At 48.5% G+C, this 25194-nt stretch carries 30 protein-coding genes; 19 read left to right on the forward strand and 11 right to left on the reverse strand.

Going from position 1 to position 25194, the window contains the following annotated elements:
• Positions 1-60 precede the first annotated feature (60 nt).
• From dapA to FYJ62_RS02450, 7 genes are all read left to right on the forward strand, one after another.
• Complete coding sequence (gene dapA / locus FYJ62_RS02420; RefSeq protein ID WP_154547371.1) at positions 61-990, forward strand: 4-hydroxy-tetrahydrodipicolinate synthase; 930 nt, start codon at positions 61-63, stop codon at positions 988-990.
• Complete coding sequence (gene dapB, locus FYJ62_RS02425; RefSeq protein ID WP_154547373.1) at positions 990-1769, forward strand: 4-hydroxy-tetrahydrodipicolinate reductase; 780 nt, start codon at positions 990-992, stop codon at positions 1767-1769. Before dapA ends, dapB begins: the two co-directional genes overlap by 1 nt.
• A gap of 18 nt (positions 1770-1787) precedes the next feature.
• Positions 1788-2972, forward strand: a complete 1185-nt coding sequence (locus tag FYJ62_RS02430; RefSeq protein ID WP_154547375.1) for an aminotransferase class I/II-fold pyridoxal phosphate-dependent enzyme — start codon at positions 1788-1790, stop codon at positions 2970-2972.
• Between the two features lie 210 nt (positions 2973-3182).
• On the forward strand, positions 3183-3812 hold the full coding sequence (locus FYJ62_RS02435) for a hypothetical protein (RefSeq protein WP_154547377.1): 630 nt from the start codon (positions 3183-3185) through the stop codon (positions 3810-3812).
• A 118-nt stretch (positions 3813-3930) separates the two neighbouring features.
• Positions 3931-4446: a hypothetical protein gene (locus FYJ62_RS02440; protein WP_154547379.1), complete on the forward strand. Its 516-nt coding sequence runs from the start codon at positions 3931-3933 to the stop codon at positions 4444-4446.
• A gap of 267 nt (positions 4447-4713) precedes the next feature.
• Positions 4714-5310: a peptidylprolyl isomerase gene (locus tag FYJ62_RS02445; RefSeq protein WP_154547381.1), complete on the forward strand. Its 597-nt coding sequence runs from the start codon at positions 4714-4716 to the stop codon at positions 5308-5310.
• Between the two features lie 21 nt (positions 5311-5331).
• Complete coding sequence (locus tag FYJ62_RS02450) at positions 5332-5898, forward strand: SLAP domain-containing protein (RefSeq protein WP_229771810.1); 567 nt, start codon at positions 5332-5334, stop codon at positions 5896-5898.
• 59 nt (positions 5899-5957) lie between these two features.
• Here the strand turns inward: FYJ62_RS02450 and FYJ62_RS02455 are convergent, their stop codons facing one another.
• Positions 5958-6830 carry a LysR family transcriptional regulator gene (locus FYJ62_RS02455; RefSeq protein ID WP_154547383.1) on the reverse strand — a complete coding sequence of 291 codons (873 nt, stop codon included), beginning with the start codon at positions 6828-6830 and terminating at the stop codon, positions 5958-5960.
• 159 nt (positions 6831-6989) lie between these two features.
• Here FYJ62_RS02455 and FYJ62_RS02460 point away from each other — a divergent pair, with 159 nt between their 5' ends.
• The 7 genes from FYJ62_RS02460 (at position 6990) to FYJ62_RS02490 (ending at position 11358) form a co-directional block, all read left to right on the forward strand.
• A complete protein-coding gene (locus FYJ62_RS02460; protein WP_154547385.1) occupies positions 6990-7850 on the forward strand; it encodes an aldo/keto reductase in 861 nt (286 codons plus the stop codon).
• Positions 7851-7919: 69 nt separating this feature from the next.
• Positions 7920-8582 (forward strand): NAD(P)H-binding protein, encoded by a 663-nt coding sequence (locus FYJ62_RS02465; RefSeq protein ID WP_154547387.1) that lies wholly within the window; start codon positions 7920-7922, stop codon positions 8580-8582.
• Between the two features lie 161 nt (positions 8583-8743).
• The gene (locus FYJ62_RS02470; RefSeq protein WP_229771811.1) at positions 8744-9625 is read left to right on the forward strand and encodes an ABC transporter ATP-binding protein; all 882 of its coding nucleotides are present in this window, start codon (positions 8744-8746) and stop codon (positions 9623-9625) included.
• Complete coding sequence (locus tag FYJ62_RS02475) at positions 9609-10475, forward strand: ABC transporter permease (protein WP_154547389.1); 867 nt, start codon at positions 9609-9611, stop codon at positions 10473-10475. Before FYJ62_RS02470 ends, FYJ62_RS02475 begins: the two co-directional genes overlap by 17 nt.
• A gap of 12 nt (positions 10476-10487) precedes the next feature.
• Positions 10488-10754, forward strand: coding sequence for a LytTR family DNA-binding domain-containing protein (locus FYJ62_RS02480; RefSeq protein ID WP_154547391.1), 267 nt, complete (start codon positions 10488-10490; stop codon positions 10752-10754).
• A 50-nt stretch (positions 10755-10804) separates the two neighbouring features.
• Positions 10805-10963 carry a LytTR family DNA-binding domain-containing protein gene (locus tag FYJ62_RS11050; RefSeq protein WP_407657288.1) on the forward strand — a complete coding sequence of 53 codons (159 nt, stop codon included), beginning with the start codon at positions 10805-10807 and terminating at the stop codon, positions 10961-10963.
• On the forward strand, positions 10960-11358 hold the full coding sequence (locus FYJ62_RS02490; protein WP_154547395.1) for a DUF3021 family protein: 399 nt from the start codon (positions 10960-10962) through the stop codon (positions 11356-11358). Before FYJ62_RS11050 ends, FYJ62_RS02490 begins: the two co-directional genes overlap by 4 nt.
• A gap of 94 nt (positions 11359-11452) precedes the next feature.
• Here FYJ62_RS02490 and FYJ62_RS02495 read toward each other — a convergent pair whose 3' ends face one another.
• Positions 11453-11740 (reverse strand): hypothetical protein, encoded by a 288-nt coding sequence (locus FYJ62_RS02495; RefSeq protein WP_154547397.1) that lies wholly within the window; start codon positions 11738-11740, stop codon positions 11453-11455.
• A gap of 182 nt (positions 11741-11922) precedes the next feature.
• On the opposite strand from FYJ62_RS02495, the gene FYJ62_RS02500 reads away from it, so the two are divergent.
• The gene (locus tag FYJ62_RS02500; RefSeq protein WP_154547399.1) at positions 11923-12477 is read left to right on the forward strand and encodes a GNAT family N-acetyltransferase; all 555 of its coding nucleotides are present in this window, start codon (positions 11923-11925) and stop codon (positions 12475-12477) included.
• 513 nt (positions 12478-12990) lie between these two features.
• On the opposite strand, the gene FYJ62_RS02505 is transcribed toward FYJ62_RS02500, so the two are convergent.
• A complete protein-coding gene (locus FYJ62_RS02505; protein WP_154547401.1) occupies positions 12991-13725 on the reverse strand; it encodes a MerR family transcriptional regulator in 735 nt (244 codons plus the stop codon).
• 124 nt (positions 13726-13849) lie between these two features.
• Between FYJ62_RS02505 and FYJ62_RS02510 the strand changes: the two genes are divergently transcribed.
• Both FYJ62_RS02510 and FYJ62_RS02515 read left to right on the forward strand, forming a co-directional pair.
• Complete coding sequence (locus FYJ62_RS02510) at positions 13850-14125, forward strand: helix-turn-helix domain-containing protein (protein ID WP_229771812.1); 276 nt, start codon at positions 13850-13852, stop codon at positions 14123-14125.
• A 226-nt stretch (positions 14126-14351) separates the two neighbouring features.
• Positions 14352-14696, forward strand: a complete 345-nt coding sequence (locus tag FYJ62_RS02515) for a carboxymuconolactone decarboxylase family protein (protein WP_154547403.1) — start codon at positions 14352-14354, stop codon at positions 14694-14696.
• 123 nt (positions 14697-14819) lie between these two features.
• On the opposite strand, the gene FYJ62_RS02520 is transcribed toward FYJ62_RS02515, so the two are convergent.
• The 4 genes from FYJ62_RS02520 to FYJ62_RS02535 all read right to left on the reverse strand — a co-directional run bounded on the left by FYJ62_RS02520 (position 14820) and on the right by FYJ62_RS02535 (position 19349).
• The gene (locus FYJ62_RS02520) at positions 14820-15485 is read right to left on the reverse strand and encodes a mucin-binding protein (RefSeq protein ID WP_154547405.1); all 666 of its coding nucleotides are present in this window, start codon (positions 15483-15485) and stop codon (positions 14820-14822) included.
• A gap of 232 nt (positions 15486-15717) precedes the next feature.
• Positions 15718-16395 (reverse strand): tyrosine-type recombinase/integrase, encoded by a 678-nt coding sequence (locus FYJ62_RS02525; RefSeq protein WP_154547407.1) that lies wholly within the window; start codon positions 16393-16395, stop codon positions 15718-15720.
• A 229-nt stretch (positions 16396-16624) separates the two neighbouring features.
• Complete coding sequence (locus tag FYJ62_RS02530) at positions 16625-17932, reverse strand: hypothetical protein (protein WP_154547409.1); 1308 nt, start codon at positions 17930-17932, stop codon at positions 16625-16627.
• Positions 17933-18101: 169 nt separating this feature from the next.
• Positions 18102-19349 carry a DUF2325 domain-containing protein gene (locus FYJ62_RS02535; RefSeq protein ID WP_229771813.1) on the reverse strand — a complete coding sequence of 416 codons (1248 nt, stop codon included), beginning with the start codon at positions 19347-19349 and terminating at the stop codon, positions 18102-18104.
• A gap of 338 nt (positions 19350-19687) precedes the next feature.
• Here FYJ62_RS02535 and FYJ62_RS10730 point away from each other — a divergent pair, with 338 nt between their 5' ends.
• A complete protein-coding gene (locus FYJ62_RS10730) occupies positions 19688-19918 on the forward strand; it encodes a family 78 glycoside hydrolase catalytic domain (protein WP_229771814.1) in 231 nt (76 codons plus the stop codon).
• Positions 19908-21293: an alpha-L-rhamnosidase-related protein gene (locus FYJ62_RS02540; RefSeq protein ID WP_229771815.1), complete on the forward strand. Its 1386-nt coding sequence runs from the start codon at positions 19908-19910 to the stop codon at positions 21291-21293. The genes FYJ62_RS10730 and FYJ62_RS02540 overlap by 11 nt, the downstream gene beginning before the upstream one ends.
• 53 nt (positions 21294-21346) lie before the next feature.
• On the opposite strand, the gene FYJ62_RS02545 is transcribed toward FYJ62_RS02540, so the two are convergent.
• From FYJ62_RS02545 to FYJ62_RS02555, 4 genes are all read right to left on the reverse strand, one after another.
• Positions 21347-21829 (reverse strand): GGDEF domain-containing protein, encoded by a 483-nt coding sequence (locus FYJ62_RS02545; protein WP_195837372.1) that lies wholly within the window; start codon positions 21827-21829, stop codon positions 21347-21349.
• Complete coding sequence (locus tag FYJ62_RS10595; RefSeq protein ID WP_195837373.1) at positions 21729-22532, reverse strand: hypothetical protein; 804 nt, start codon at positions 22530-22532, stop codon at positions 21729-21731. Before FYJ62_RS10595 ends, FYJ62_RS02545 begins: the two co-directional genes overlap by 101 nt.
• Before the next feature lie 703 nt (positions 22533-23235).
• Positions 23236-24378 (reverse strand): glycerate kinase, encoded by a 1143-nt coding sequence (locus FYJ62_RS02550; RefSeq protein ID WP_154547414.1) that lies wholly within the window; start codon positions 24376-24378, stop codon positions 23236-23238.
• Between the two features lie 18 nt (positions 24379-24396).
• Complete coding sequence (locus FYJ62_RS02555) at positions 24397-25113, reverse strand: hypothetical protein (protein ID WP_154547416.1); 717 nt, start codon at positions 25111-25113, stop codon at positions 24397-24399.
• Positions 25114-25194 lie beyond the last annotated feature (81 nt).

The following is a 25194-nucleotide window of genomic DNA, read 5'->3' on the forward strand; positions in this document are numbered from 1 at the left end:
ACGACAGTAAATATTAAGAAAGCACAACAGCGAAAAGCAGATACGCTAGGAGAAAGACAAATGAACAATCAATTACAAGATTCTGACTTGCTTACGGCCATCATTACCCCATTTGACGCGGACAACCACATCGATTTCAAGGTTTTGGCACAGTTGACCAACCGCTTGATTGACCAGGGATGCAACGGCTTCGTTATCGGCGGGACCACGGGTGAAACCCCAACCCTGACTCATGATGAAAAGATCCAGCTCTACACTGAATTTGGCAAGATCGTTGGCGGCTGCGTGCCCGTAATTGCCGGGACTGGCTCAAACAACACCGCTGAAACTATTGCCTTTACCCAAGAAGTTGCACAAATTCCTGGGATCGACTATGCTTTGGTTGTGGTTCCGCCATACAACAAGCCAAACCAAAAGTGCATGAAGGCGCACTTCACGGCCGTGGCTGACAATGTCGACATCCCAGTCATCATGTACAACATCCCCGGCAGAACAGGCGTCAAGATGGAAGTCTCAACCATTCTTGAACTGGCTCAGCACCCTAACATTGCAGGGATCAAGCAATGTGCCTCTTTGGAAGAGATCGAAGAGATCGTTGACAAGCGTCCAGCCAACTTTGCCCTTTTCACCGGCGAAGATGCTCAAGCCCTGACGGCTCGCGTGCTCGGCGCAGACGGCGTCATTTCCGTTGCTACCCACGTTTACTGCGAGAAGATGCGCCGGATGTATGATGACCTGTACGCGGGCAACTATGCTTCAGCTGGTCGGCTGCAAAGATGGCTGACCCCGCGGATGAGCGCCTTGTTCATGTTCCCGTCACCATCTCCTGTAAAGGCAGTCTTGAACGCCCAAGGCTTTGCCGTTGGCGGCTGCCGGCTGCCGATTCTGCCACTGGACGATGAAGACAAAGAACAATTGGCTGCGGCTCTTGGCTTGCCAGCGGATGCCCTGTCAAAGAATCTGCCACTTGAGTTAGGAGAAATTGCATAATGACAAAAGTATTGATTGCTGGTTTTGCTGGGTCAATGGGCCAGCAAGCCGTTAACTTGGTCAACAGTTTGCCAGGCTTTGAAATCACGGCGGGCTTGGCGCATACCTTGAAGAGTCAGAACCCGGAAGACTACCAGCTGCCCGCAGCGGCGAAAATTTTTACCAACAGAGCAGACATTCCAGCTGGGATCGCTGATGTGTGGGTAGACTTCACGGTGCCGTCAGCTGTTTATGGGAATGTCAAGTTTGCTTTAGAACATGGCTTTCGCCCTGTAGTCGGCACGACTGGCTTGACTGACGAGCAAGAAGGCGAATTGCTGGCCTTGTCCAAGAAAAAGCATCTGGGCGGCCTGATCGCGCCAAACTTTGGCATGTCAGCCGTGTTGCTGATGAAGTTTGCCAAGGAAGCAGCCAAGTACTTTCCAGACGTTGAAATCATCGAAATGCACCATGAGGACAAGAAGGATGCCCCATCCGGCACGGCCTTGAGCACTGCTAAAATGATCGCGGAAGTCCGTGAGCCTCACCAAACCGCCCCTGATACGACTGAAAGCCTGGCTGGCGCCCGCGGTGGCGATTATCAGGGAATTAAGATCCACGCCGTTCGTCTGCCAGGCTACATCGCTCATGAGCAGGTGCTTTTCGGCGGCAAGGGTGAAGCTTTGACCATCCGCCAGGACTCATTTGACCGCGGCTCCTTCATGAGCGGGGTCAAGGTAGCCCTGGAACGGGTCGGCGAGCTGGATCAGCTTGTAGTTGGCTTGGAAAATATCTTGTAATAGGAAAGAAAGCGCAATATGCCAGAATTGAATCCAAATTTGCAAAGCTTAGGCAACCAAAACTTGGCCAAGATTGCCCCTTCGGCGATCCGGGCTTTTGACGAGGAAATTTCCGCTATCCCCGGGATCATCAAGCTGACCCTGGGTGAACCTGACTTTTCCGTTCCAGAGCACGTCAAGCAAGCCGCGATCCGCGGAATTGAAAACAACGACTCGCACTATGGGCCATCTAAAGGAAAGCTGGCCCTGCGCCAAGCAATCAGTTCATATCTGGAAGATACCAGAAGCGTGCATTATGATCCGGAAACTGAGGTCATCGTCACTGATGGGGCAACCGAAGCCATTACGGCAGCCCTGATCGGACTCTTGAATCCAGGCGACAAGGTGCTGGTGCCAACTCCAGTCTTCTCTTTGTACTTCACCAATATTGAGATGGCTGGCGGGGAAGTCGTGATGATCGATACTTCCGCTGACGGCTTCCTGCTTACTCCTGAGCGCCTTGAAGCTGAAATTGCCAAAGAAGGTCCAAAGGTCAAGGCCATTGTGCTGAACTACCCATGCAATCCAACAGGCCGGACCTACACCAAGGCAGAACTGGAAGCTTTGGCCAAGGTCTTGAAGAAGCATGGCATTTTAGCAATTACGGATGAAATCTACAGTGAATTGACTTATGACCAAGAGCATTATTCTCTGGCAACCCTCATCCCTGATCAAGTTCTCCTGATCAGCGGCTTGTCCAAGTCGCACGCTATGACCGGCTACCGCCTGGGCTACCTGGCTGGGCCAGCGGGCTTGCTGAGGCAAGTGGCTAAGGCTCACAGCTTCATGGTTACCTGCGTGGACAACATTGCCCAAGACGCTGCAATTGAGGCTTTGACAAATGGGCGAGACGATTCAAAGCTCTTCCGGGAAGCATACCGCCGCCGGCGCGATTTGATGGTTGCTGGCTTGACCAAGCTTGGCTTTAAGATGGCCGTGCCACAAGGCGCGTTCTATATTTTTGCCAAGATTCCAGACCAGTTTGGAACGGATGACTTTGCCTTTGCCAAGGATGTGGCTAAGAGGGCCAAGGTTGGCTTGATTCCGGGCTCCGTCTTTGGTGCCGGTTCAGAAGGCTATGTTCGCTTGTCCTATGCGGCGTCAGATGAGAACATCAAGCAGGTTCTGCAGAATCTCCAGCAGTACGTCGCAGACTTGAGCTAAGACGCTGCTTGTTAATATTTCCTTTAAAATCAGAATTATTTGCGGCAGATTTTACGTGAAATCCAAGGCCGCACGAGATAAAAGAACAGTCGTCTGCTAAGACGGCTGTTCTTTTTTGTGGCATCAGCCAGCTAGTTGTACAATAAAAATAACTGGAATCAGAGACAAATAGGAAATATTGCAGAATAAGATGAAAAGGAAGGCGCAAGTATGAGCGAAAACGCTGATCAAGGCCGGCAGCCCAGCAGAGCTGAAGTTGCCCGTCAGGTATTAAGTGACCCAGTCCGCTGTCAGGATCTTTTGGGAAGAATTTTTCCAGACCGGGAAATCGCGGCAGTTGAAAATATCCGCCGGGTCGACATTCCAAGTGGACAGGACTGGATTCACTGCCTGCGGATGAACGTGTATGCCTCTGGCAAAGAGCAGATGGTCTTTTATGACCTGCTCTTAGGGCTCTCCGACGTGAGCGACATGCAGGATGATCATATTGCCAAGCTGATCAGATACTGCCGGGACTGGATGTGGCTGAACGACCGACCATCTCATGAGGGAAGGACCCTGATCATCCTTTTCAGCACGGAAGAGCTTTTTGACGGAAAGCACTGCGAGTATGACTTTAACGGCATGACTGATTTGGAGACCGGCGCGCGCCTTGATACGGGGACGGAGTACATCATGCTGACGCCGAAAGGCAAGCAGAGCGAGATTGACCCAAAGCTGGCCAATGTCCTGAATCTATTTGAACATGTGGTAGCCAAGGGCGACCCGTTGGTTGATGAATTCGTCCGCCAGAACGAGCTGCTGAAGCAGCAAATTGCCGCCGGTACCGAAAAAGCTTAAACAGCTTAAGGATCTTCACGCATCTTTTTTGGGGAAGGCTTGCCAAAGGGGGATGCGCTTTTATATGATGGAAATGAGAGGAAAAATAAACCAATAGATAGAAGGAGTTTGAGTCAACATGTACAATGGCAGCGACAAGGAGCCAAGCGAGAACAGAAATGAAAGCAAGCAGCAGAAAAGGTACAAGATGACGGGGAAGCAGATCCGCTTGCTCAAGCATTTGAACCAACTGGGGCCAATGATCAGCAACTGTGGGAAATTGGTCTCAACCGCATATCTCTGCATGTTCATTTACGGTTTTTTTGCACCAAGAAAGCAGTTTGGCGTGCGTTTTGTGGTTTTCCTAGCAACGCTTGTTGCAGCCTTTTTGGCTAGGGCCAGCGTGGGTGGACTGCATCATTTCTTTAAAGTTGGCAATGATTTCGGCCAGAACTTTAGAGCCAATTTCTTTGATTTGCGTTGGTTGCCGCTGAGCAATTTTATACTTACAACTGGCCTGATTATCATAGAAATGGTAAGCAATTCAGTGATTTTTTGGGATATTTTTGTTTACTTGCTCAACGTGATCTTCTGTTTTGGCAGCCTGTGGCTGATGAACAACTTTGCAGACGTGACTATTCTAGAAGACAAGTAAAGTCTCAAGCTCAGATCAATATGGTAAATAGCAAAATAAGCCCGAAAGCGGTGATCATTAGCCGTTTTTAGGCTTATTTTTGTTATCGAGTCCTTTAGTAAGCAGAAAAAGCAGATCATGAAGCTGAACGGTCACCTTGACAAAAAAGTTGAACGCGGTTCAATCCGGTTAGGCTGGATATATGATAAAATAGAATATCTGAAGGCGAATAAATCGCTTTAAAGCGGACCGCCAATTTCGAGTAGATTTTAAACAAGGAGTACAAAAATGTCTGATAAAGAAATTTACCCACAACTTGACCTGGAAAACGCCAAGGGCCCTAAGGCAATCATTAAAACCAACCACGGCGACATCCACATTCAATTGTTCCCTGAGGAGGCGCCAATGACGGTTGAAAACTTTGTGCGCCTTGCCAAGAAGGGCTACTACGACGGCGTGATCTTCCACCGCGTGATCAGCGACTTCATGATCCAAGGTGGTGACCCAGATGGTACTGGCATGGGTGGTCAAAGCATCTGGGGCCATGCCTTTGAGGACGAATTCTCAAACGTCTTGTTCAATCTGCGTGGTGCCTTGTCAATGGCGAACGCTGGTCCCAACACCAACGGTTCACAGTTCTTCATCGTGCAGAACAAGAACATGCCAAAGCGTTTCATTTCCCAATTGCGCGAGGCCAAGTTCCCAGAGCCAATCATCAAGGCCTACAAGCAAGGCGGTACGCCATGGCTTGACCACCGGCACACTGTTTTTGGCCAAGTAACTGATGGCATGGACGTGGTTGACGAAATCGCCAAGGTAGAAAAGGACGGCAACGATAAGCCACTTGAAGACGTAGTTATCACGACGATCGCGATCGAAGACTAATTAAAGAAGGGTGCATAGAAATTGAAGAAAGCTACAATCAGAATCGCCGCGGCATTTAGCTTCTTATCAGCACTGATTTTTGTCCTGCCGGCAGCTACTAAAACCAGCGCAAGCACGGACAAGCCATTTTATAAGAATGCGATGATCAATACTTACGTTTATGATCAAAATGGCAAGCGGACTAAGGATAAGAAGATTATTGCCGGTTCCGCTGTTGGTTGCTACAGCACCTTGATTTTTGTCAACAACCGTCCGCTGATCATGATCGGCAAGAACAAATTTGTGGCTTACAAGAATGTAGTCGGCGTTGATTGCCAGCTCAAGCATAATGCCTATATTTACTCCAGTAAGGGCAATCGGCGCAAGTACTCTGGTACTTTGCATAATAAAGGCTATGTCACGGTGTATGGCGGCAAGCGCAAGATCAAGAACAGCTACTACTATTCAATCGGGGTGGGTTTGTTCGTTAAAGCCGGCAACGTGAAAGTCCCAGTTGTTAAGATCCCTTCCGGCAACGGACAAGCGGCTCCTGACGCGGGAAGCAATGAGACCTCAACTGATACCACAGTCAGCGTTAACGTTCAGTAAGACAATTTCTAGCACAAGCAAATAAGCATTGTCTGCAAGAAGCAGGCAATGCTTATTTTTTATTTCGTTTTATCCAGCTTAGACCAGCTGTCGATCATTTTTCGGATAAACGGTCTGACGCGGGATCGGTTTTCTTTTAAATAGATTGCGTAGAAATCGATTTGGTTCTTTGGATCAACAATCGGGATGGTCAGTCGCTGGTCATCACGATCATGTATCTTGAGAGAGTCAGTGATATTGGAACTAAAAGTAGGAAAGTTTGAGTAGCGTGAAAGCTCATTCAAGGCACTAAGATCGTCTTGATAGAGGAAGTGCGCGTTGGGGATGCATCCCTCTGCCAGTTGCTTCCACGGCCCGATATCCTGCAAAACTAAAAAGCTGGTATTGGCCAGTTCCTTAAAGCTGACAGAGTTGCGAACAGCAAGCGGCATAAACTTATCAAGATTAACAAAAAGCCACTCTTTGCCCAAATAGATCGATTCCAGCTGGTCAGTTTGGATTTCCCGCGTGCCGATTGCGACAGTAGCTTGATAGTCAGTCAGCGTTTCGGTAATCTGCTCTTCCGCCAAAAGCTGATCTTGAAAGTGGATGTCGCTTGGGTTAGCCAAAGACTTGGCTAAAAGCAAAGGACCTGGCGCGACTGACGCCAGCAAGAAATTGCCTGTTTGACTCCCAAAATTGCGGATGGCACTGACCGCGCGTGCTTCCTCTTTTAGCAGCTTATCTGCATAATCTGCGGCCAACTTGCCGGTGTCATTTAACTTGATCCGGTTGCCAGTCCGGTCAAAAAGCGGGGTAGCCAGCAGCTCATCCAGCTTTTGCATCCCCCGGGTAACCGTCGGCTGGGTCAGGTGCAGCTCTTCTGCCGTCTTGCTTAAAGTGCCAGTCTTGGCAAAAGTAGCCAATTCCAGCCATAATTGTGGATCGATCATCGTGCTTCCTTCTTTCCAAAGCCTTTCGCGTTAATTCAAGTATACATCAAACGCATACTGACATAAACAAGCGGCATTTTTCAGGTTCCGCTTGTTCATCTATACTGATAATCGTCAAGCAACAAACAATCAATTCTCAGCAGCAGGAGGAAATAAGCAATGCAATACGTATCATTAAATGATGGGAACAAAATGCCCCAACTTGGTTTTGGGGTCTTTCAAATCAATGACTTGAGCCTTGCCGAGCAAGCAGTGAGCCAAGCCATTGAAGTCGGCTACCGCCTCTTTGACACGGCAGCAGCCTATGGCAATGAAGCAGCCGTAGGGAAGGCGATTGCCAAGTCAGGCCTGCCACGTGAAGACTTTTTCGTAACATCCAAGCTGTGGGTTGACCATGCCAGCTATGAGAAAGCCAAGGAAGGAATTGACGATTCTCTGAATAAGCTTGGCACGGACTATCTGGACTTATACTTGCTCCATCAACCATATGGCGATGTCGTGGGAGCTTGGCGGGCCCTTGAAGAAGCACAAGCCGCCGGCAAGATCCGGTCAATTGGCGTATCCAATTTCTACGCTGATCAGATCAAGAATCTGGAATTGATGAGCCGAGTGCAGCCAGCAGTCAACCAAATCGAAGTCTCTCCCTGGTACCAGCAAGCCTGCGAAGCGGCCTTCATGCAAGGGGAAGGGATTGCTGTCGAAGCTTGGGCACCGTTTGCCGAAGGCAAGGGCGGTATCTTCACCAATGAACAAATCGCGCAGATCGGTCAAAAGTATGGCAAGAGCAATGGCCAGGTTATCCTGCGTTGGCTCCTGCAAAGAGGAATCATTGTCATTCCAAAGTCAGTCCATTATGAAAGAATGGCTGAAAACTTTGCCATTTTTGACTTTGAATTGACTGACGCGGAAATGAGCTTGCTGAAGACCCTGGATAAGAATGAAAGCCAGTTTTTCTCCCACCGGGATCCAGCAGCGATTGAGTCTATTTTTGGCGCAAGCCTGCGGGCCCTGAGAAATTAACGCAAGCAAAGACAACAAGGCGTGAGAGGCATTGTGCCTCGCGTGACTTTTTAAAGAAAGGAAAAGATCATGACTAAGAAAGTAACGATTATTGGCGCGAATGGACAAATCGCCCGTCTGGCAACTGAGAGAATCTTGCAAGAACAAGCAGACGTGCATTTGACCCTGCTCCTGAGAAATTCCGCCCGACTCAGCAATCTAGCCGGAAACCCAGCCGTGACCATCATCGACGGGGATGCAAATCACGCAGACGTACTTAAGCAAGCCATTGCCGGCAGCGATCTCGTCTACGTCTCATTCGTTGACCATGGCATAAATGCGGAATTGACCAGAAAGATCATCGAGACAATGGATGAAACCGGCGTAAAGCGGCTGATCTCATCCAATATCTTGGGCATTTACGATGAAGTCAAAGGGGCATTTGGCAAGTTCAACCGTGACTTCTGCTTTGGCGGCAAAGTCACTGATAGTGCTCCAGAAGTAGTTTCTGCCAGAGCAATTGAAGACTCCGATCTGGATTACACTATATTGCGGATTCCGTGGCTCAATGACAGAAATGAAGTCAAATACGCGGTAACCCACAAAGGGGAGCCATACTACGGCGTATCCGCGTCCCGAAAGAGTTCCGCCGACTTGATCGTCAGAATCATTGCTGACCCAAGCCTTTACACAAAGGAAAGCATCGGCTTTGCTGACCCAACTACTGAAGGATCATCCAGACCAGTTTATTAAGCAATAGCCTCTAAAAAGTGCATGAGCCTGCCTTTTTAGAGGCTATTTGCGTCTTGTCGCCTAATAATGACCACTCACCGCAAATATCTAGAATCTTTTTTAATATGCTCATATACTGAGATTAGCAATAAAGCAACTAGAAGCCAACACTGGAGGTGAGCATGATGGCTACAATTGAAGCCCGTAACTTGACCAAGATATATGGGCAAAAGCCGGTGGTCAACCAGGTCAATTTGGAGATCCATGCCGGAAAACTGACTGCCTACTTAGGCACCAATGGCGCCGGAAAATCGACGACGATGAGGATGCTGACCAAGACCCTGCAGCCTAGCAGCGGAAAAGTTCTCTACAACGGGGAAGACTTATTCAAAATCCACAAGCAGCAGGTCAAAATCAGCATGGTCTTTCAAAAAGGAGTCCTGGATGAAGAACTGACGGTCCGCGAGAACCTGCAGATCCGCGCCAGCATGTACCAAGACGTGCCTCGAGGACGGATCGCGGATTTGATCAGAGAACTCAAGCTGAGCTCTTACGTGGACCGGAAGTATGGCGAGCTCTCCGGGGGGATGCGCCGAAAGGCCGACATTGCCCGGGCCTTGCTAAATCAGCCGGAAATTCTGTTTCTTGATGAACCGACAACCGGCCTTGACGTGCAGTCCCGCCAGGAAATTTGGCAATTATTGCGTCGGCTGAAGGAAGCCGGAGTTGGGATCTTTTTAACGACTCACTACCTAGATGAGGCGGACAATGCTGACTACGTCTATATCATTGAGCAGGGCGAGCTGCTGACGCAAGGATCAGCCAAAGAGCTGAAAAAGAGGTTTGGCAAGAACCGGCTGTGGTTCAAGCAAGCTGCCGCTGGCTACGATGAATTCGATCCCGACAAGGGCTATGGCTTTGTCATTGATCGCTATCAGGAAGTGATCGACCTTTTGAACAAGTACCAGCCAAAGGCCGATGAGTTCAGCTATGAGCAGGCCGGGATGGATGAGGTATTCTTGCAGGTAACGGGGAGGAGGATCAACGATGCTAGCCATAGCTAAAAGAAATCTGCTGCTGTATTTCAAAAGCAAGAGCAATATCTTCTTTTCTTTGCTTGGGTCTTTGATTGTTTTTGGACTGTTCGTGATCTTTATTCGCCAGAACCTGATTGATGGCTTCAAAGGCATCGAAAACAGGACGCAGATTGCTGACATGTGGATGCTAGGCGCCTTGATCCCAGTCACGGCCATTACGACTTCATTCTCAATGATCTCACAGATGATCTCAGACAAGCTGGCAGACAAGTTTCTGGATTTTTCACTGACCGATAGGTCTGATCAGCAAATCGTGCTGGGTTATTATTTCTCAGCAACATTTCTAGCCTTGTGCATGCAGATATTCGTTTTTGCCCTGTGCATGATCTATTTCCACTTTGAAGAAGGGAAGAGCCTTACAATCAAGCAAATTTCTGTCATGCTGCTCTTTATCCTTGTGACGGCTTTCCTGGCCGCGGCAATCAATCTGTTGATAGGCGGCTTCTTGAACAGCCAGATTGCCTTGAGTTCAGTATCCGGCATAATCAGTGCAATGGCTGGCTTCGTGATGGGCGGTTACGTGCCAATCGGCGAAGTCAGCAAGGTCGTTCGCCAGATTATCCAGTTTTTCCCGCTGACCTACAGCGCGGCTGGCATGCGGGAAGTCTTGTTTGCTAGCTTGCTTGACAAGCTGCCGTCGTCTTCGCGAAAATATTTGTTGAAGTATTTTGGCATCAAGGTCGATCTGGGCAGGCAGCTGACGAATGTTCAACTGGACTTCCTGATCCTCCTGGGATCGCTGGCAGTCTTATGCTTGATTTTGCTTTTGCTCAGCAAGCGTCTAATGCGAGCATCACTGTCAGGCAAGAAGGGATAATGACAGGAAAAAATGTTTAAAATCAGCTTTAAAAAGGAGCCCGCGGTTCCAGAGAATGAGATCTGGATTGACCTGCGGGCTTCTGAATTAGGTGAAGAAATCACAAGCTTGGCCAAGAAGATCAGCCACTTGGATCAAAACGAGCTGAGCTTCATGGCCAATGGCCGGCTGAAGCGGCTGGCTGTTGACGAGATCGAGTACTTTGAAGTGTTCGGCGACTATTTGGACATTCATTCAGTTGGAAAAGATCCGCTAACGCAGTTGGAAAAGATCCGCTAACGATCAGGAAGCCTCTTAAGGAATTATTGGATAAGCTTCCGCGAACTTTTGTGCAGGTATCCCGCAATACGGTAATTAATCTGGATTATCTACGGCAGGTTGAACCAAGCATGTCAGGCAACAAAACGGCTTTGCTGGCAGATCAGACCAGGATCAGCATCAGCCGCAAATACTGGAAAGGCGTCAAAGAAAGAGTCTTCGAGCTATGAAATACTTAATTAAGGCAATAAAATATATGATTAGCGGGATTGGCTTCGGCACATTTTTTGCCTTGTTCTTTTGGTCGCTGGACCAAGGACGGGTTGACATGCACGTCTTTGCTTACGCGGTTACGCTGGGCAGTCTGTGCGGACTGGCATCGACGATTTGGCTGAACCTGAAAATGAATCTGGCACTGCAATTGCTGCTGCATATGGTGCTGATCTTGGCAGTGGTAGAAACGGTGACCTGGCTGTTTGGCATTATGAGTCAAGAGTACTTGCTAAAAGTTTTGCCGCTGGACATCCTTGTGGTTTACGCGGCAGTCTGGGCAGTCATCTGGCTGATGCAGCTAGGCGAGGTGAAGCGGGTGAACGACAAGCTGACCAAAAACAACAGAAAATGAATGAGCGTATAATATATATTATGTAAAGTTAACTGCTAGAAAAAAGCGGCAACCAGGTGAATCCAAGATTGCCGCTTTTTGGTGCTATTATTATTTAGTTTTCGCGTGCTACGGCTTGCCGGCGTTTGCCTGCAGGTATTTTAGCGGTTGATGCTGACTTCCTAGCATCTTCTTCAACCGTATGAATCAGCAATGACATGTTGACGACCCCGATCAAAAAAGCCGCGGCTGCCCACAAGATGTCTGTCCACGGCGACCGGTCAAGCAGCTTGACGTCAGCAATGGCGGCGAATGCCAAGCTGCCGCTGAAAAAGATAAAGATAAACGTTACGGCACATTGCGTCAACTTGTTGCTGAGGATTCTATTGAGTGAGTTTCTCATGTCGCTTCCTCTTTCTAACATTGCATTTAGCTTATAGCTGATAGCTTACGACTTTTCGTGAAATAAGTAGCCTTTGTCGGATTCATCTGATACAATATTGGCAAAAAAACAGGATTTGAGCTAAAAGAAAAGGCTTTCACACTATCAATTATACCGTAACGATCGGAAATTTAGGAGAGTATATGTTAAGTTATCGTATAGATGAAGACTTAGAATTGGCAATCCCCCGGATTAAGGACGCGGAGGCACTATATGACGCAATTGCTAGCAGCCGGGAGAGCTTACGCCGGTATCTGCCGTGGGTTGATCATGTTAAGCAAGCAGAAGATGAGATTGCCAGCATTCAGCATGATCGCCAAAGATTTGCTGCTGATGAAGGCCTGGATTTGCTGATCTGGTATCAAGGCCAGCTTGCCGGAAAGATCTCATTTAATGGATTCGACCACTTAAATGAGGAAGCAGACGTTGGCTATTGGCTGGCTGAAGCTTTCCGCGGTCAGGGCTTGATGACCAGGTCGCTGGATAAGATGTTTGAAATTGGCTTTGAAGAGTATGATCTCCACCGAATCGTCGTCCGCTGCGCGACTGACAATGTTGGCAGCAATGGCGTGGCCAAACGGACGGGCATGTGCCTTGAAGGAACGCAGAGAAAGCGCCTGAAGCTTGCCGATGGCTACCATGACCAGAATGAATACGCGCTCTTGCGTGATGAATGGAAAGCAAGGCAGAGCAACTAAACCAATTTAAAACAGTACAGTATGAAATAATAAACTAAAACGCAGTCACAGAAGTGGCTGCGTTTTGTCTGCTCTCTCCTTGCGGTTCAGATTGATCACTAAAAAGAACTGGAAGCAGATGCTTGATTTTTGTGTCATTAAAACAATAATTTTAATGACTAAAGTCAATAAGTGCCCCGAAATCACTGGATTTTTGCTTGGATTTTGTCGGTCAGATTTTCCTTATTTGTTACGTTTTTTGTTACTCTTCTCTGGTTTGCTGACAGTTTGACTGTCAAAACCAATCATGACCAAATTGAATGGCTATTATTGCTTTGATGCCGGCAATTTGCAATCGCTTATCATAAATCGTGATTGCCCTGCTTCTGATCATGACTTTAGATGCAGGAAATCTGCTCTATTTCTGCCTTAGATGTCCGCAAAATTTGGATGTCTCAGCAATTGCTGGTAATTCACCTCTTTAGCAGCTCTTTCCTCCTCTCTCACCTTTCTTTTATGGCAAAAGGGGACCACTTAATCAGCAACCAAGGCAGAGAATTTCATGATGATCAGGTCATCTTGATTTAAGACAGCGCTGCTAAAGTCTTCCTGATAGATTGGCGGCACGATTTTTGCCTGTTGCTGCAAGATTGTGAGGGCTTTGGCGCCATAAGCCGGGATCTCATCATTGGTCAATGTCTGGTAGAAATAGACATAATGCCCGGCAGGCTTAACATAGTTGCTGGATTTGGGATCTGTAGCTTTAAAAAAGCGGCTGATTTTTTCTGGCTTTGCAAAGTCATCAACAAGTGCCCCATATTTGATCCCTGAAGTCGTTGGGTTGAGAATGACGTTATGCTGAAAAGCCGTAACATAATAGTATTCTGCAGGCAATTGCTCATGCCCTGCCTCCCCCTCCCCTAGCTTCTGGTAGTCATGTAGCTTTTGATCCAGGAAATGCAGATTTTCAGCCATTTTTTGAAAAAGTTCCAGCTTCTCCTTTACCTGGGCTTGCTGTTCGTGCAGGTAAGCGTCTTTTTCAGCTAAGCTGGTCAGGGCAAAAAAGGCCTGGATTTCATCCAGGCTGCTTCCTAAGCCCTCAAGCAGGCGAATCGTTGCAACCCTATCTGCCTGTTCCAGAGTATAGTAGCGGTAGCCATTTTCTCTGATTAGCGTGGGCTTGAGCAAGCCCTTTTTTTCATAATGATAAAGAGCCTTCTTAGTGACGCTGCAGATCTTAGCAAAGCGTCCACTGGTAAAATAATCCATATTGCCTCCAAAAAGCCTTTTTAGCCTAAAGAATAATTTTTGCGAAAAAACGCCGTTTCCAGTATACTAGAAAATTAGTACGAAGACTAATTATTGCTAAATAGCATCGTAAAAGGAGCGAAAAATGAGCGTATTTTACCGCATTAAAGAACTGGCCAAGGACAAGGGCTGGTCGATTGCCGAAGTAAACAGCCGGGCGGGACTAGGCAAAAACACCCTTTACAACTGGAAGCACAAGGAACCATCAGCCGCAAATCTTGAAGCTGTAGCCAGCGTTCTGGATACCACGACGGACTATCTGATTAATGGTGAGACTGCCCGTAAGCCGCAGGTCATGATCTTGATGATGACGACATTATTTTTGCCTACAAGGGCGAGCAGATATCAGACGCTGACCTGAAAGTTGTCAGACGCTTCCTCAGTACAATGGAAATCCAAGCTTAAGTCAAGCAACAAAACTTCACTATTATTAACTATTGCCCAAGTTCATGGGCCACCTAAGCCAATACTAGCAAAAGAAATGTAAATTGTGAATTGAATCAATGTAAAATTGTATTCATTCCCTGGTTCAACGGTTATAATATGTGTCAAACAAGTAAGTGATTATTCACTAGGAGGTTTACACTATGGCAGACTATCAGGCAGAATCAGAAAAACTGATGGCTGAAAGTCAAAAATTGTATCAAAGCATTGGCGAAACTGGCAAGGATTTTTTGCAAATGTACCAATCCGCCGTTAGAGCCGATGAATTGACTCGGAAAGAAAAGGAATTGATTGCCTTGGCAATTGCTGTTGCTCAGCGCTGTGAAGGCAGCATGATTGTCCATGTCAAGGCGGCTGTCGCCGCCAGCGCCACCCGCGCGGAGATTGCGGAAGCCGTTGGCGTTGCCGTTGCAATGGGCGGCGGTCCGGCAACGATCTATGGTGCTAAAGCACTGGATTGCGCGGATCAATTCCTGGAGCAAGAGTAGGCAGACATCCCTGCACACCCTCTTGCCAAAAAAACAAAGATAGAGCAGCAAAAAGGCGAAGCAAATGCTTCGCCTTTTTATATGCAATTTCTTTTATTTACATGCATTTCATGCAATTTTCATCTAATTATCCAATGAACCTTGGTACTTGCGCCATTTCTCAACGCGTCTTTGATGCTTGCGGATTTCTGCACCTGGCCGCGGCTTCTTCTGGTAAGTTACCACAACCGTGACATTCCCCGTCTGGCTGTTAACCTGAAGGGCTGGGATTTTGGCAACTGATGGCTGGTAGCCGGCTGCCTTTCTAGCTCTGACAGCCTTCCAGGTGCCGACAGTCCATTTGCCATAAGTCTTCTGTTTGGTCTTTGGATCAATTTTAACCCGCCGCTTGAGCGTGACGGTCTGCTTGATCACTTCGGCCCTTTTGCCCTTTGGCAGCTTGAATTTGATGGTTCTAGTCAGCCGCTTTTTTTGAACCGTCAGCTTGTAGGCTGATTTGGTGTCGCTGGATCTGACGTATTCATCCTTGCCGCGCCGGCCAACGTTGTAGTACTTTTTGCCTTTGATCTCCTTTTTGTCTCTCGCGACCAGCTTGGTCCCCTTCTTGTAGGACTTAGCGGTCTTCTTGCCGCTTCTCGTGTAGACGTAAGCCCGCTTCGTGGTCTTTCTGGTGGCACTGACTGGCTTTGACGTCAGTCGAGAAAGGGCAACTGCTCCTGCACCAGCGGCGATCAGGCCGACTACGACACTAGCTTTGACTGTTCGATACAAAATAGTCTTTTTCATCATGTATCCCTCCATATGTCATTTGCGTTATATATCTATCTGCCTTCATTGTATGATAAAAGGGCTCAAAGATAAATGCATTTTATCATTTTGTAAAAAAGTCAAAACACAAATGTTACATTGCGAGTCAAAAAGACTGTTGCTGAGATGGTGATTCTATGGCCTTTAAATTCTTTCTGATGATTAACTACCCATTTGAAGCCCGTAGAATCATCGTGTCAGCATGGCACAAAAATCAGCGAAAACGGTCGAAATCGATGGTATCCAGAATGTTTTCCCGGCGCTCTTGGGACAGACCCAAGTAGTCCAGGGTGACTGCTTCACTTGAGTGATTAAGCAGCTTCATCACCAAGCCGATATTGTGGTTGGACTGCTCATAGACGATTAGAGCGCCAGTCTTGCGCATGGAGTGGGTGCCCACGTGGGCAACGCCGGCCAATTCTCCAGCCCGCTTAATGATCTTGTAGTATTGGTTCTCTGTGATATGCCGGTCTGGTCTGGTATATGAGGGGAAAAGCCATTCACTGTCAAAAATCCGGTTGTAGGGATGCGATTTCTGAAAATCTTGCAGCCATTGCCAATAATCAAGCAGATCATCTCTAACTGGCTTGAGGTAGAGGGTGTTCTGCTTGCCGGTCTTCTTGTCTTTGATAAAGGCATTGCGCTTCACCCGGCCATCCTCAGTATAGACGTCAGCCTTTCTCAAGCGCATGACGTCACTGACCCGGAGCAGGGTTGCCTTGCCGACTTGAAAAATCGTGTAGTTGCGCTGCCCCAGGCGGAAGTCATGCTGCAGACTGTCGAGCAGGTTGGCCAGGTCGTAGTTGCTGGAAATCGGGCGCACGTCTTTATGGCCAGGAATGGCTCTAGAACGGTGTTTCTTAGCATTAGGGTTGATTTTTGCGTTATTCATGATTATCCTCCCACTTAATTTTAACACAAAAATCAGCCCCTATTAGAATAGGCTTTGACGCAAACAGGGAGGATAATTACATTATCCTCCCTGTTTACATAAATGCAATTATAGCTTTGCTATTTACTAATGTAATCGTGCTGATCCGCACTTAACATAGCAAAGAATATGTTAAGGCTAAAAAAGAGCAAAATAAAACAGCTGGATTGCTCCAACTGTAAAATGCTGCTTATTCGTTCGGCGCTTGCTTGAGCTGGTCTACCAGTTGCTGGTAGGCAGCTTGCACGTCGTAGTCCTTGGCGTTGATGCCGATCAGTTTTGTCGTCGGGCTGACGTTCAGCTTGCCAATTTGTCCCCGCTCATCGCTGGCCGCGTAGACGACCGCTTCGCTTTCGTCAGCATTTTCCACGTCAATGTTGAGGTCAGGCCGTGATTTCACATCGATCCACAACACGGCGCAATCTGGGGCAAAGCTGCTGCTTCTGACGTTGATTGGCTCTGGTGAATCTCCGTAGATGACGAAGACATGGGTGGCTGAGTTTTCCAACAGGCAGTCATTGATATCCATTGAGGAATTCTCTTCCAGTTCGATCTGGTAGTTGAATTCACAGTTCTTGGCGACAAATTCAGAGCCTGCCCTAAGCGACAAGGGTCTGCTAAAGCGGCTTTGTCTGATAGTCTGTCTTCCGCCGTGGAAAAGGGCTACTGAATCAAACTGGCACTGGTAGGCCACCAAGTCACCGGAAATATCAAAGTTCATGACTTCAGAACCTTGGCGCAGGTCAACGCTTGGCGCGATCTGGCAATTCATCAGCGTGGTCTCGGATTGCGGCTGCTGAACCACCAAGGCCGGCTGGTCTGGCTGCTCATTGTCCTGGAAGATGCAGCCATTGACCGTTAGCTCAACTGGCCGGTTGCCATTCATGACCGCTGTCCCCCGCCATGACTTGTCCGAATTGGTACCGGTGAAGGTCAGGGAGTTGAGCACGAAGACTGGACTGTCGATTTGCAGCTGACCGTTGATGATGACGTCCGCGGCGTTGCCGCTCTCACTGGTTAAAGTCAGACTGTTGCTGAACTTAATGGCATCCAGGTCGTATTCGCCCTTTTCAAACAGCAGCACATCCCCGGCAGTGATATTGCTCAATTCATGTGCGTTAGTCTTGAAGAAGTCTCCGCCTGCTTTCAAGTGGTGCACGCCGCGAGTCAGGATTTTGCAGTTTGTCAGCGACATAGTGCCGTTCTGGAAGGAAGCAATGCTGTTTTCCTTATCGTTTTCCAGCTCCAAGCCTGGCAATTCCAACTCGCCGTAAATCGTCAGGTTAGTCAGGGCGACGCTCTCGCCAAAATCGACATGCAGGGCATCGAGGGTGACGTCATCCGGGCTTTGCCCTTGCCCAATAATGTTGATTTGGGTCAGATTAAGTTTCTCAGCGACGTAGTCGCCAGGCTCCAATAGAAGCGTGTCGCCAGATTTTGCCTGAGCAAGTGCTTGCTCAATGCTGCTGTTTTCCGTTAGTTTGTATTGCTCAGCCATCTTTACCAGTCCTTTCAGTAATTCCGTTGTTTCTTTCATTATTGTGCAAGTGCTTACAATAGTCAATAGCTAATTCTTAAGCATTTGCGGCATCCTTGACTGGATAAGCAATTGGCTGAGTTGATGTTTCATAGGCCGGCAAGCCATACATGGCCCTGTAGATTGCCCGCTAGATTGCCGACAAGCCCGCACTGTCCGCGATCGCGAAGCGCTTGGCATACTTTCTGACCAGCTTGCTGGTTGAGTGCTTGTTGATGTTCTGGACTAAGACTGCAATATCGACATGCTTGAGCTCATGCTTATAGAAAGATTCAGGCTCGCCAAACTTGAAAGCATTGATGATTCTGCATGTCCCATTATGCTCCTCGACCATGTGCTGGATCTCGTTGCGCCGCAGCTCGTTGCCGATTACCACGCCAATCTTTCTGCCCTTCAGGTCAAACGCCAATGTGCTGACATCTGGCTTGGCTTCAATGCTCTTATTCTTTTCTTCCTTATTATTTTGCTCCTTTTCCTTTCTTTTAACCGCTGTCGGCTTGCTTGCAAGGAAACTGCCGCCTCCGTCCCGAATTACCCAGCGGACCAAAGTTGAGCTCGGCTCATTCTTGTACCAAGCCAGATTGACAATGTCTCCTGCTTTGACATAACCCTTTGCACTCTTAGAAGCATTGATTCCATCAGGAATTTTATAGCGCTCCTCGTGCAAGAAATCGCTTAGTCTTTCACCAGAGGCATTATGATCGACGAACAAGCTGCCATCTAGCTCTTCTTCAACGATGCCGTAATCAAAAGATGAAAGATTGTCAGGCGTTTCCGCGGTATTGAGCACGCGGATAATGGTGACCTTGTCGTCCTTTTCGGGCTTGGCTTCAACGATATTTCCATTAGCCAAGCCAAGATTCCGGACGGTCGCTTCGCTGATTTTGCCGGCAAAGGCCCGGCGGGCATCAATCAAAGATCCACCCGTCCGGCAGCGGATAAACTTGCAGACTTCATGCCCGGTCGGCACGTCAAAGGCAAAATCCTGATTGACTCTTAGGACTGGCGCGTTTTCAGAGGCCGGACTGATGATCTTGACTTGACGGGTGGGTGCATCCCCGCTGGCAGACGCTTCGGCCTCTGCAGGATCAGCAAAATCTGTCTGACTGCCTTCAGTGCTCAGATTGTCAGCTGTTTCGTCAGCGCCATCAGCATCTGTGTCGGTACTGTCATCTTCATCCGAATCCGCATCCTCATCTTTGTCGCTGTCGTCATCGTCGTCATCGTCTCCATCCTGATCGCTATCGTATTCAACCTGAGCCAGCTCTAGCAGACTCTTGATTGCCACTGCCCCCAATCTGAGGGAAGTCTGCGTGTCGTCAAGCTCATCCAGAATTTTCTGTACTTGTTCGCGATAGTCTAAAAATAATTCACTCATTATTTGCCACCTCTTGCTATCCTTTCAGTTTCAACAACGGTTCTATTTCTATTATGCAAAACTCTCAAAGGAATAAAAGGGCTTTCAATTGAATATTTCCCGGAAGGGCCAAAAAAAGCATTTTTTCTTATCAATCAAGGAAAAAGCGTAAAGGAGTTCAGAAACTTAACATAATTATAGATATGGTAAAATACACTGACCGTGAAAACGATCAGTGTCTTTTGCGATTATTGTTTAGATTTGAAGTTGGTTATGAGGAATATTTGCCGGTTAAGGAAGTAATTGCCACGCCAGCTGCAGAAACAATCCTTGATTTTGGTCAAAATCAAGCAGGCTGGATGGAATTCTATAACCGCGAGCCAAAAGGGACGATCATCAAGTTTGAAGCCGGCGAAATTTTACAAAAAGGCTGCTTCTACCGGGACAATCTGCGTCAAGCCCGGGCTGCTTTCGTCTACGTCTTGGATGGTCAAGAAGGCTGGGTTCGCCCGCACTTTACCTATTTTGGCTACCGCTACCTGCGCGTGAGCGGAATTCTTCAAGAAATATGCCCGGGACATGGCTGTTGAGCAGGATATGCATGACGGAATGCTGACGATGTATGCCCCTGACATGGGCGACCACTCAGACGGCACGGCCGTTTGGGGCGACGCGGCAACGATCGTGCCTTGGAACATGTATCAGGCTTATGGCGACAAGGCGATTTTGCGGCAGAATTATTCAGCCATGAAGTCCTGGCTTGCATGGGTCGGCCGTCAGACTAAAAGCAAGCATCTCTGGACCGGCTGCTTCCAGTTTGGGGACTGGCTGGCTCTTGATAGCGAAAATCCCGCCATGCCGACAGGCAAGACTGAAGAGGACTTCGTTGCCTCGGTCTACTATTACTACTCAAGCTGGATTATGAGTCAAACTGCTGCCCTGCTGGGGCATCCAGCTGATGCAGAAAAGTATGGCAAGCAGGCTCAAGCAATCAAGCAGGCCATCCAAGCAGAATACATTACTCAAAACGGCCGCGTGGCAATTGATACCCAAACCGCGTATGCCCTCACTCTGTATTTCAAATTGGTCCCTGAAGACAAGCTCGGCCGCGTAGTCAATGACTTGGTCAAGCGTTTGGCCAAGGATGACGATCACTTGCAGACTGGTTTTGTCGGCACGCCGTTCATTTGCCAAGTCCTTTCCAAGTATGGCCGCCATAAGCTGGCAATGAAGCTGTTCATGAATGAGGACTACCCAAGCTGGCTTTACGCCGTCAATCTTGGTGCAACCACGGTTTGGGAGCGGTGGAACTCGGTCCTGCCATACGGCTCAATTAACCCGCAAGGAATGAATTCCTTAAACCACTACTCAATTGGGGCCATCATGGAATGGGGGTATCGCTACCTGCTGGGCATCAGTGACCACGCCCCTGGATACCAGAAGCTGGTCTTCGCCCCGCAGTTTGACTACCGCCTCAAGCGAGTAAGCGGCAGCTATGAATCAAGCTATGGCAAATTCAGCGTGGCTTACCAGATTGAAAGCGATGACGAGCATACCATCAAGCTCAGCCTTGACGTGCCATTTGGTCAGACCGTTGAAGTTCGCCTTCCCCGCGCGGCAAAGAACGGCGTTTTGGTCAACGGCGAGCTTCGTTCTAATGGCAACTTCAAGCTCAGCACTGGCCACTACGAGCTGACCTACCAGCCAGATGAAGACTATATTGAGCGCTACAGTCTGGAGAGTCCAATTGGCGAAATCATGCAGGATGAAGCGGTTGTCAGCAAGCTTGCCCAGGTTGCTGAGGTGATCAACTTCTTCAGAGATCCTGGCAACCGGGAGAATTTTGGCAAGATGTCCCTGCCGCAAGTTGCCAACGTGCTGCCATTTATCAACATCGATGCCGCGACGATGAAGCAGATTTCCGCAATCCTGACCGCGACCCCTATTAACAAAATAGAGAATTAAGACAAAAAATCAGTATCGCTGCAATCGAGATGATTGCTGGCAATACTGATTTTTTATTGATTATGTTGTTTGGCCTCAATGCCTGACAAAGTACCGTCTTGACCATTGTCCGTCGTGTCATAGCGATGACTTCTTTTGCCAGAATACATCATCCGGTCAGCCTTTTTGAACATGTCGGTCAAGTCAAGATCAGTCAGTGGCTTGCCGCTGCAAAAGCCTACGGTCACGGTGACCCGCCCGGCAACTCCGGCAAATTTCTGACTCATGATCTCGGTTTGCAACGAAATCAAGGCTTTGCGGAAGTCAGGCTCAGGCAAGCGGCTGATGATTAAGAATTCATCCCCGCCGTAGCGGTAGCCCTGGTTTGGAAAGTACAGGCTGATCAGCTGGCCGCAGCGGTGAATTGCCTCATCCCCGCAAGCATGGCCAAAAGTGTCATTGACGTGCTTGAAGTCGTCTACATCCAATAAGGCTACGCAGGTTTGGTGGTTCAAATAGCTGTTGATGTCTTCTTGCAGTGCAAAGCGGTTCTTCAAGCCAGTCAGCTGATCGCGCAGGCTGTTTTTGCGCCAAAGCTCCTTTTTCGTCTTGAGTCAGCACGATCGTAAGATTGCTTAAGCCGACGACCATGACAAAGTTGGAGATTCTAATCTGAAGCAGATTGTCGACAAGATAGGTCAGTCCATAGGCAACCGTACTCCAGAGCGCGACCTTGAATTCCCGCCCAAGCAGCTTTTTGTGCCGGAGGATGACGGCAATCGTCATTACGACATAGGTTTCAAGCTCGATATTGAACAAAATATGCAAGGGTCCGTGAACGTATTCGCCAGTCGGCTTGATCACATACAGCATTGGCTGCAGCTCCGGAAGCAGCAGGAAGGTCAAGACCACGAGCGCTGGTGCCATGAACAGCAGCTGCTGCCAAAGGGAATATTTTTGGCCATCGTTCTTGAGAGTCAAAAACATGTAGAAGAGCTCAAAAATGATGATCACATGGAGCAAGTGGGCTGTCAAGTTGGTTATGCTGACAAAGTTGAAATCATGCTCCATTGGCTCATTGCGCAGGACAGTGCCTGCCGTCTTAATCAGTGAGTAGCAAGAGATCAGCAGGGACATTACCATGATCACGTAGTAGGTTTTTGTCTTGTGCTTGTAGTAGATTGTCAATGCTGCAAAAAGTATCGCCGACAGAATCGCGGCCGGCATGTCAAAGTAGAACAGCAAGTTCGGGTTGCTCATATTTATCATTCCTTTATGCTTAGCTACTTTAATTATATACTTCTACAGACTTTAATATTTCTTTTTCTTGCAAAACAAGTATTATCTTATATAAATAATCGTATGCTGGTTAATCACCCTAACTAAAAAACAAAAAAATTCCTGAAAAGCAGCTGTGCATTGAGTTCAGCTTGCTATTCAGGAACGAGTAACAGTTACGTCGTATTCAGTTTTTCTCATTATGATGGTGGTAACACCTCTTTCAAATCAAATGTGACACTTACATTTTCCAACAGCGGTACATCGGAACCAACCTTGATTTGCAAATCAGCCCTGATGATTAAACTTAAATTTTATGGTGGTAACAGTCCCTTCTATCGTTTATTAGAATTTGCTATCCTACCATTATTGCCCATCGGGCCCATCTCCTTTTCGAACTAAGTAAGTTCTGGCGATTAAGATGCTTAAGTTTCTGGTGGAGTGTCCTCCTTTCTTTTTTGTACTTTAATCTTATCACATTTCTTTCATAATGCAAACGTAAACGCTTGCGATTTTCGAGAAGCTGCTTCGATAAACAAGCCCAAAATGCCTAAGATGAGAAACTATTTTAAGCAGCGCTTGGGCAAAAGCTTTGCTTTTTAGTTTATGACCAGTCCAAAAATAAATATAAAAATATTTTAGCCGTAAAAAAGCCGCATCCCTGCTTAGGAATGCGGCTCTGTCTTTATTTGACTGATTTGATGACTCTGGCAATGTTCTCGCAGGTCCGCGCGACGTTTGCCGGACCATGCTTGAGCGCGTCTGACAAGGAACAGACCGTGTCCAGGATGCCAAAAATAGCGTCGAAGCCAGCATCATAAAGGCTGTCGATCCCCTCGCCCAGGCTGCCGGCGACCGTGTACACGGGGATGCCCCGCTTGCGGGCAACTTGAGCTACGGCATATGGCGTTTTGCCGAACTTGGTCTGAAAATCGGTGCCGCCTTCGCCGGTGAAGACGAAATCGGCATCTGCCAGCTGCTCTTCTAAGTGATTCTCGGCAATGACGATCTGTGCCCCGGGTTGAGTCTGGCAATTGGTAAAGGCCATCAGCCCGGCCCCTAGACCACCTGCTGCCCCAGCACCTGGCTCATGTTCAACGTCTCTGCCGATAGATTCGCGGATAACAGCTGCATAGTGGGCCAGGTTCTGGTCCAGCCGCGCGATCATCTCTGGCGTGGCCCCCTTTTGCCGGCCAAAAACGCGTGAAGCCCCATTTTCGCCAGTCAATGGGTTGGTTACGTCACTGGCTAACAGCACTTCAGCCGTCCGCAAGCGCGGGTCAATCTCACTGGCATCCAGCTTGGCCAGCCTGCCCAAGGCGCCGCCGCCAAAAGGCAGCGCTTGTCCTTCTTGATCAAGCAGCTTGACCCCTAAAGCTTGGGCCATCCCTGCCCCGCCATCATTGGTCGCGCTGCCGCCAAGGCCAATGATCAGCTTCTTGACCCCGCGGTCCAGGGCATCTTTGATCAGCTGGCCAGTACCATAAGTCGTGGTCACCAGGGGATTTCTTTTCTCCGGTGGCAGGAGCTCCAATCCTGAAGCCTGTGCCATTTCAATTACCGCACAGGTGCCATCATTGATCAGGCCGTATTGAGCAGCCGTTTCGTTCTTGCCGTCAGGTCCAAGCACGCTGACGGTCCGCTTTTCGCCATGGTTGGCGGCGACTAAGGCATCTACTGTCCCTTCGCCCCCGTCGGCCATGGGCACTTCAACGATTTCTGCATCTGGAAAGACTTTTTTGATTCCTTGAGCCATGGCGTGGCAGACCTCCTTGGCCGTCATGCTCTCTTTAAATGAGTCTGGTGCTAGTACGAATTTCAGTGCCATTTTTCGCTCCTTTATTGACTAACGGTCGTAGATCGTATCCGGCACGACGACAAAGGTATCCGCGTCTTTGCCTACGAAGGCGCCGCGAACCATCAAGCGTCCGCCAACCGTGATCCCGTTCCCGTATTCAAGCAGCTGGTCGCTGTCGCGGTCGAAATACTTGACCAGGACGGTCCCGCCATCGTCCATTCTAAGCGTGACCTGGCTTTCGCCCAAGCTGGTCTGGTTCTCCAAGACCGTCCCGCCAAAAATGACTTCCTGATTGAGCCATTTTTCCGCTTTGGCATCCCATTCCGGCGTGCTCTTGACCGGGTAGGCCAAGTCATCCTCAACCGGATTGAACAAAAGCATGCGGTCTTCACAGGCCGGCACCATCTGGTTCAAAACCCGTAGCAATTCCTGCATGTCCGGCTGCAGGGGCGAAAATTCAGTAATCGTGTTCAAGGTCTTGCTGGAATTTTCAAACAATTGCACTTTCAAGTAGTCATCCGCCGCATCCCGGTAGTCGCGGATTTCGTGCGTGATCTTTTCCAGCAACTGGCCGGCTTGCGCGAAGCAGGCCGCGAACTTCTGGCTGTCAGTCTTGTATGACCAGGTGAGCAAGGCCTTGCCGTCTTCTTGGTGCCCCAATTCTTCTTGCAAAAAGCCGCTCTCCAAAGTCAAGCGCTCAAACCAGTTGTTAGCCCCTTCTTGGTAAGTTGGGCCGGCCTCCAAAATAATCTTCGTTGCCTTCAATTTTTGCTACCTTCCTTCTGCAATCTATTATAGCGCGCTGGGCAAAAATAGCCGCCTGAATTGCCCGAACTTGCATTCGCC

This window comes from Lactobacillus porci (assembly GCF_009695985.1).
GTDB classification, from domain to species: domain Bacteria; phylum Bacillota; class Bacilli; order Lactobacillales; family Lactobacillaceae; genus Lactobacillus; species Lactobacillus absianus.

Excerpts from the sequence above, each read along its gene's own strand:
- dapA (WP_154547371.1), top strand. The coding sequence starts at position 61 with ATGAACAATCAATTACAAGATTCTGACTTGCTTACGGCCATCATTACC.
- dapB (WP_154547373.1), top strand. The coding sequence starts at position 990 with ATGACAAAAGTATTGATTGCTGGTTTTGCTGGGTCAATGGGCCAGCAA.
- FYJ62_RS02430 (WP_154547375.1), top strand. The coding sequence starts at position 1,788 with ATGCCAGAATTGAATCCAAATTTGCAAAGCTTAGGCAACCAAAACTTG.
- FYJ62_RS02435 (WP_154547377.1), top strand. The coding sequence starts at position 3,183 with ATGAGCGAAAACGCTGATCAAGGCCGGCAGCCCAGCAGAGCTGAAGTT.
- FYJ62_RS02440 (WP_154547379.1), top strand. The coding sequence starts at position 3,931 with ATGTACAATGGCAGCGACAAGGAGCCAAGCGAGAACAGAAATGAAAGC.
- FYJ62_RS02445 (WP_154547381.1), top strand. The coding sequence starts at position 4,714 with ATGTCTGATAAAGAAATTTACCCACAACTTGACCTGGAAAACGCCAAG.
- FYJ62_RS02455 (WP_154547383.1), bottom strand. The coding sequence starts at position 6,830 with ATGATCGATCCACAATTATGGCTGGAATTGGCTACTTTTGCCAAGACT.
- FYJ62_RS02460 (WP_154547385.1), top strand. The coding sequence starts at position 6,990 with ATGCAATACGTATCATTAAATGATGGGAACAAAATGCCCCAACTTGGT.
- FYJ62_RS02465 (WP_154547387.1), top strand. The coding sequence starts at position 7,920 with ATGACTAAGAAAGTAACGATTATTGGCGCGAATGGACAAATCGCCCGT.
- FYJ62_RS02470 (WP_229771811.1), top strand. The coding sequence starts at position 8,744 with ATGATGGCTACAATTGAAGCCCGTAACTTGACCAAGATATATGGGCAA.
- FYJ62_RS02475 (WP_154547389.1), top strand. The coding sequence starts at position 9,609 with ATGCTAGCCATAGCTAAAAGAAATCTGCTGCTGTATTTCAAAAGCAAG.
- FYJ62_RS02480 (WP_154547391.1), top strand. The coding sequence starts at position 10,488 with ATGTTTAAAATCAGCTTTAAAAAGGAGCCCGCGGTTCCAGAGAATGAG.
- FYJ62_RS02490 (WP_154547395.1), top strand. The coding sequence starts at position 10,960 with ATGAAATACTTAATTAAGGCAATAAAATATATGATTAGCGGGATTGGC.
- FYJ62_RS02495 (WP_154547397.1), bottom strand. The coding sequence starts at position 11,740 with ATGAGAAACTCACTCAATAGAATCCTCAGCAACAAGTTGACGCAATGT.
- FYJ62_RS02500 (WP_154547399.1), top strand. The coding sequence starts at position 11,923 with ATGTTAAGTTATCGTATAGATGAAGACTTAGAATTGGCAATCCCCCGG.
- FYJ62_RS02505 (WP_154547401.1), bottom strand. The coding sequence starts at position 13,725 with ATGGATTATTTTACCAGTGGACGCTTTGCTAAGATCTGCAGCGTCACT.
- FYJ62_RS02510 (WP_229771812.1), top strand. The coding sequence starts at position 13,850 with ATGAGCGTATTTTACCGCATTAAAGAACTGGCCAAGGACAAGGGCTGG.
- FYJ62_RS02515 (WP_154547403.1), top strand. The coding sequence starts at position 14,352 with ATGGCAGACTATCAGGCAGAATCAGAAAAACTGATGGCTGAAAGTCAA.
- FYJ62_RS02520 (WP_154547405.1), bottom strand. The coding sequence starts at position 15,485 with ATGATGAAAAAGACTATTTTGTATCGAACAGTCAAAGCTAGTGTCGTA.
- FYJ62_RS02525 (WP_154547407.1), bottom strand. The coding sequence starts at position 16,395 with ATGAATAACGCAAAAATCAACCCTAATGCTAAGAAACACCGTTCTAGA.
- FYJ62_RS02530 (WP_154547409.1), bottom strand. The coding sequence starts at position 17,932 with ATGGCTGAGCAATACAAACTAACGGAAAACAGCAGCATTGAGCAAGCA.
- FYJ62_RS02535 (WP_229771813.1), bottom strand. The coding sequence starts at position 19,349 with ATGAGTGAATTATTTTTAGACTATCGCGAACAAGTACAGAAAATTCTG.
- FYJ62_RS10730 (WP_229771814.1), top strand. The coding sequence starts at position 19,688 with ATGGAATTCTATAACCGCGAGCCAAAAGGGACGATCATCAAGTTTGAA.
- FYJ62_RS02540 (WP_229771815.1), top strand. The coding sequence starts at position 19,908 with ATGGCTGTTGAGCAGGATATGCATGACGGAATGCTGACGATGTATGCC.
- FYJ62_RS10595 (WP_195837373.1), bottom strand. The coding sequence starts at position 22,532 with ATGAGCAACCCGAACTTGCTGTTCTACTTTGACATGCCGGCCGCGATT.
- FYJ62_RS02550 (WP_154547414.1), bottom strand. The coding sequence starts at position 24,378 with ATGGCACTGAAATTCGTACTAGCACCAGACTCATTTAAAGAGAGCATG.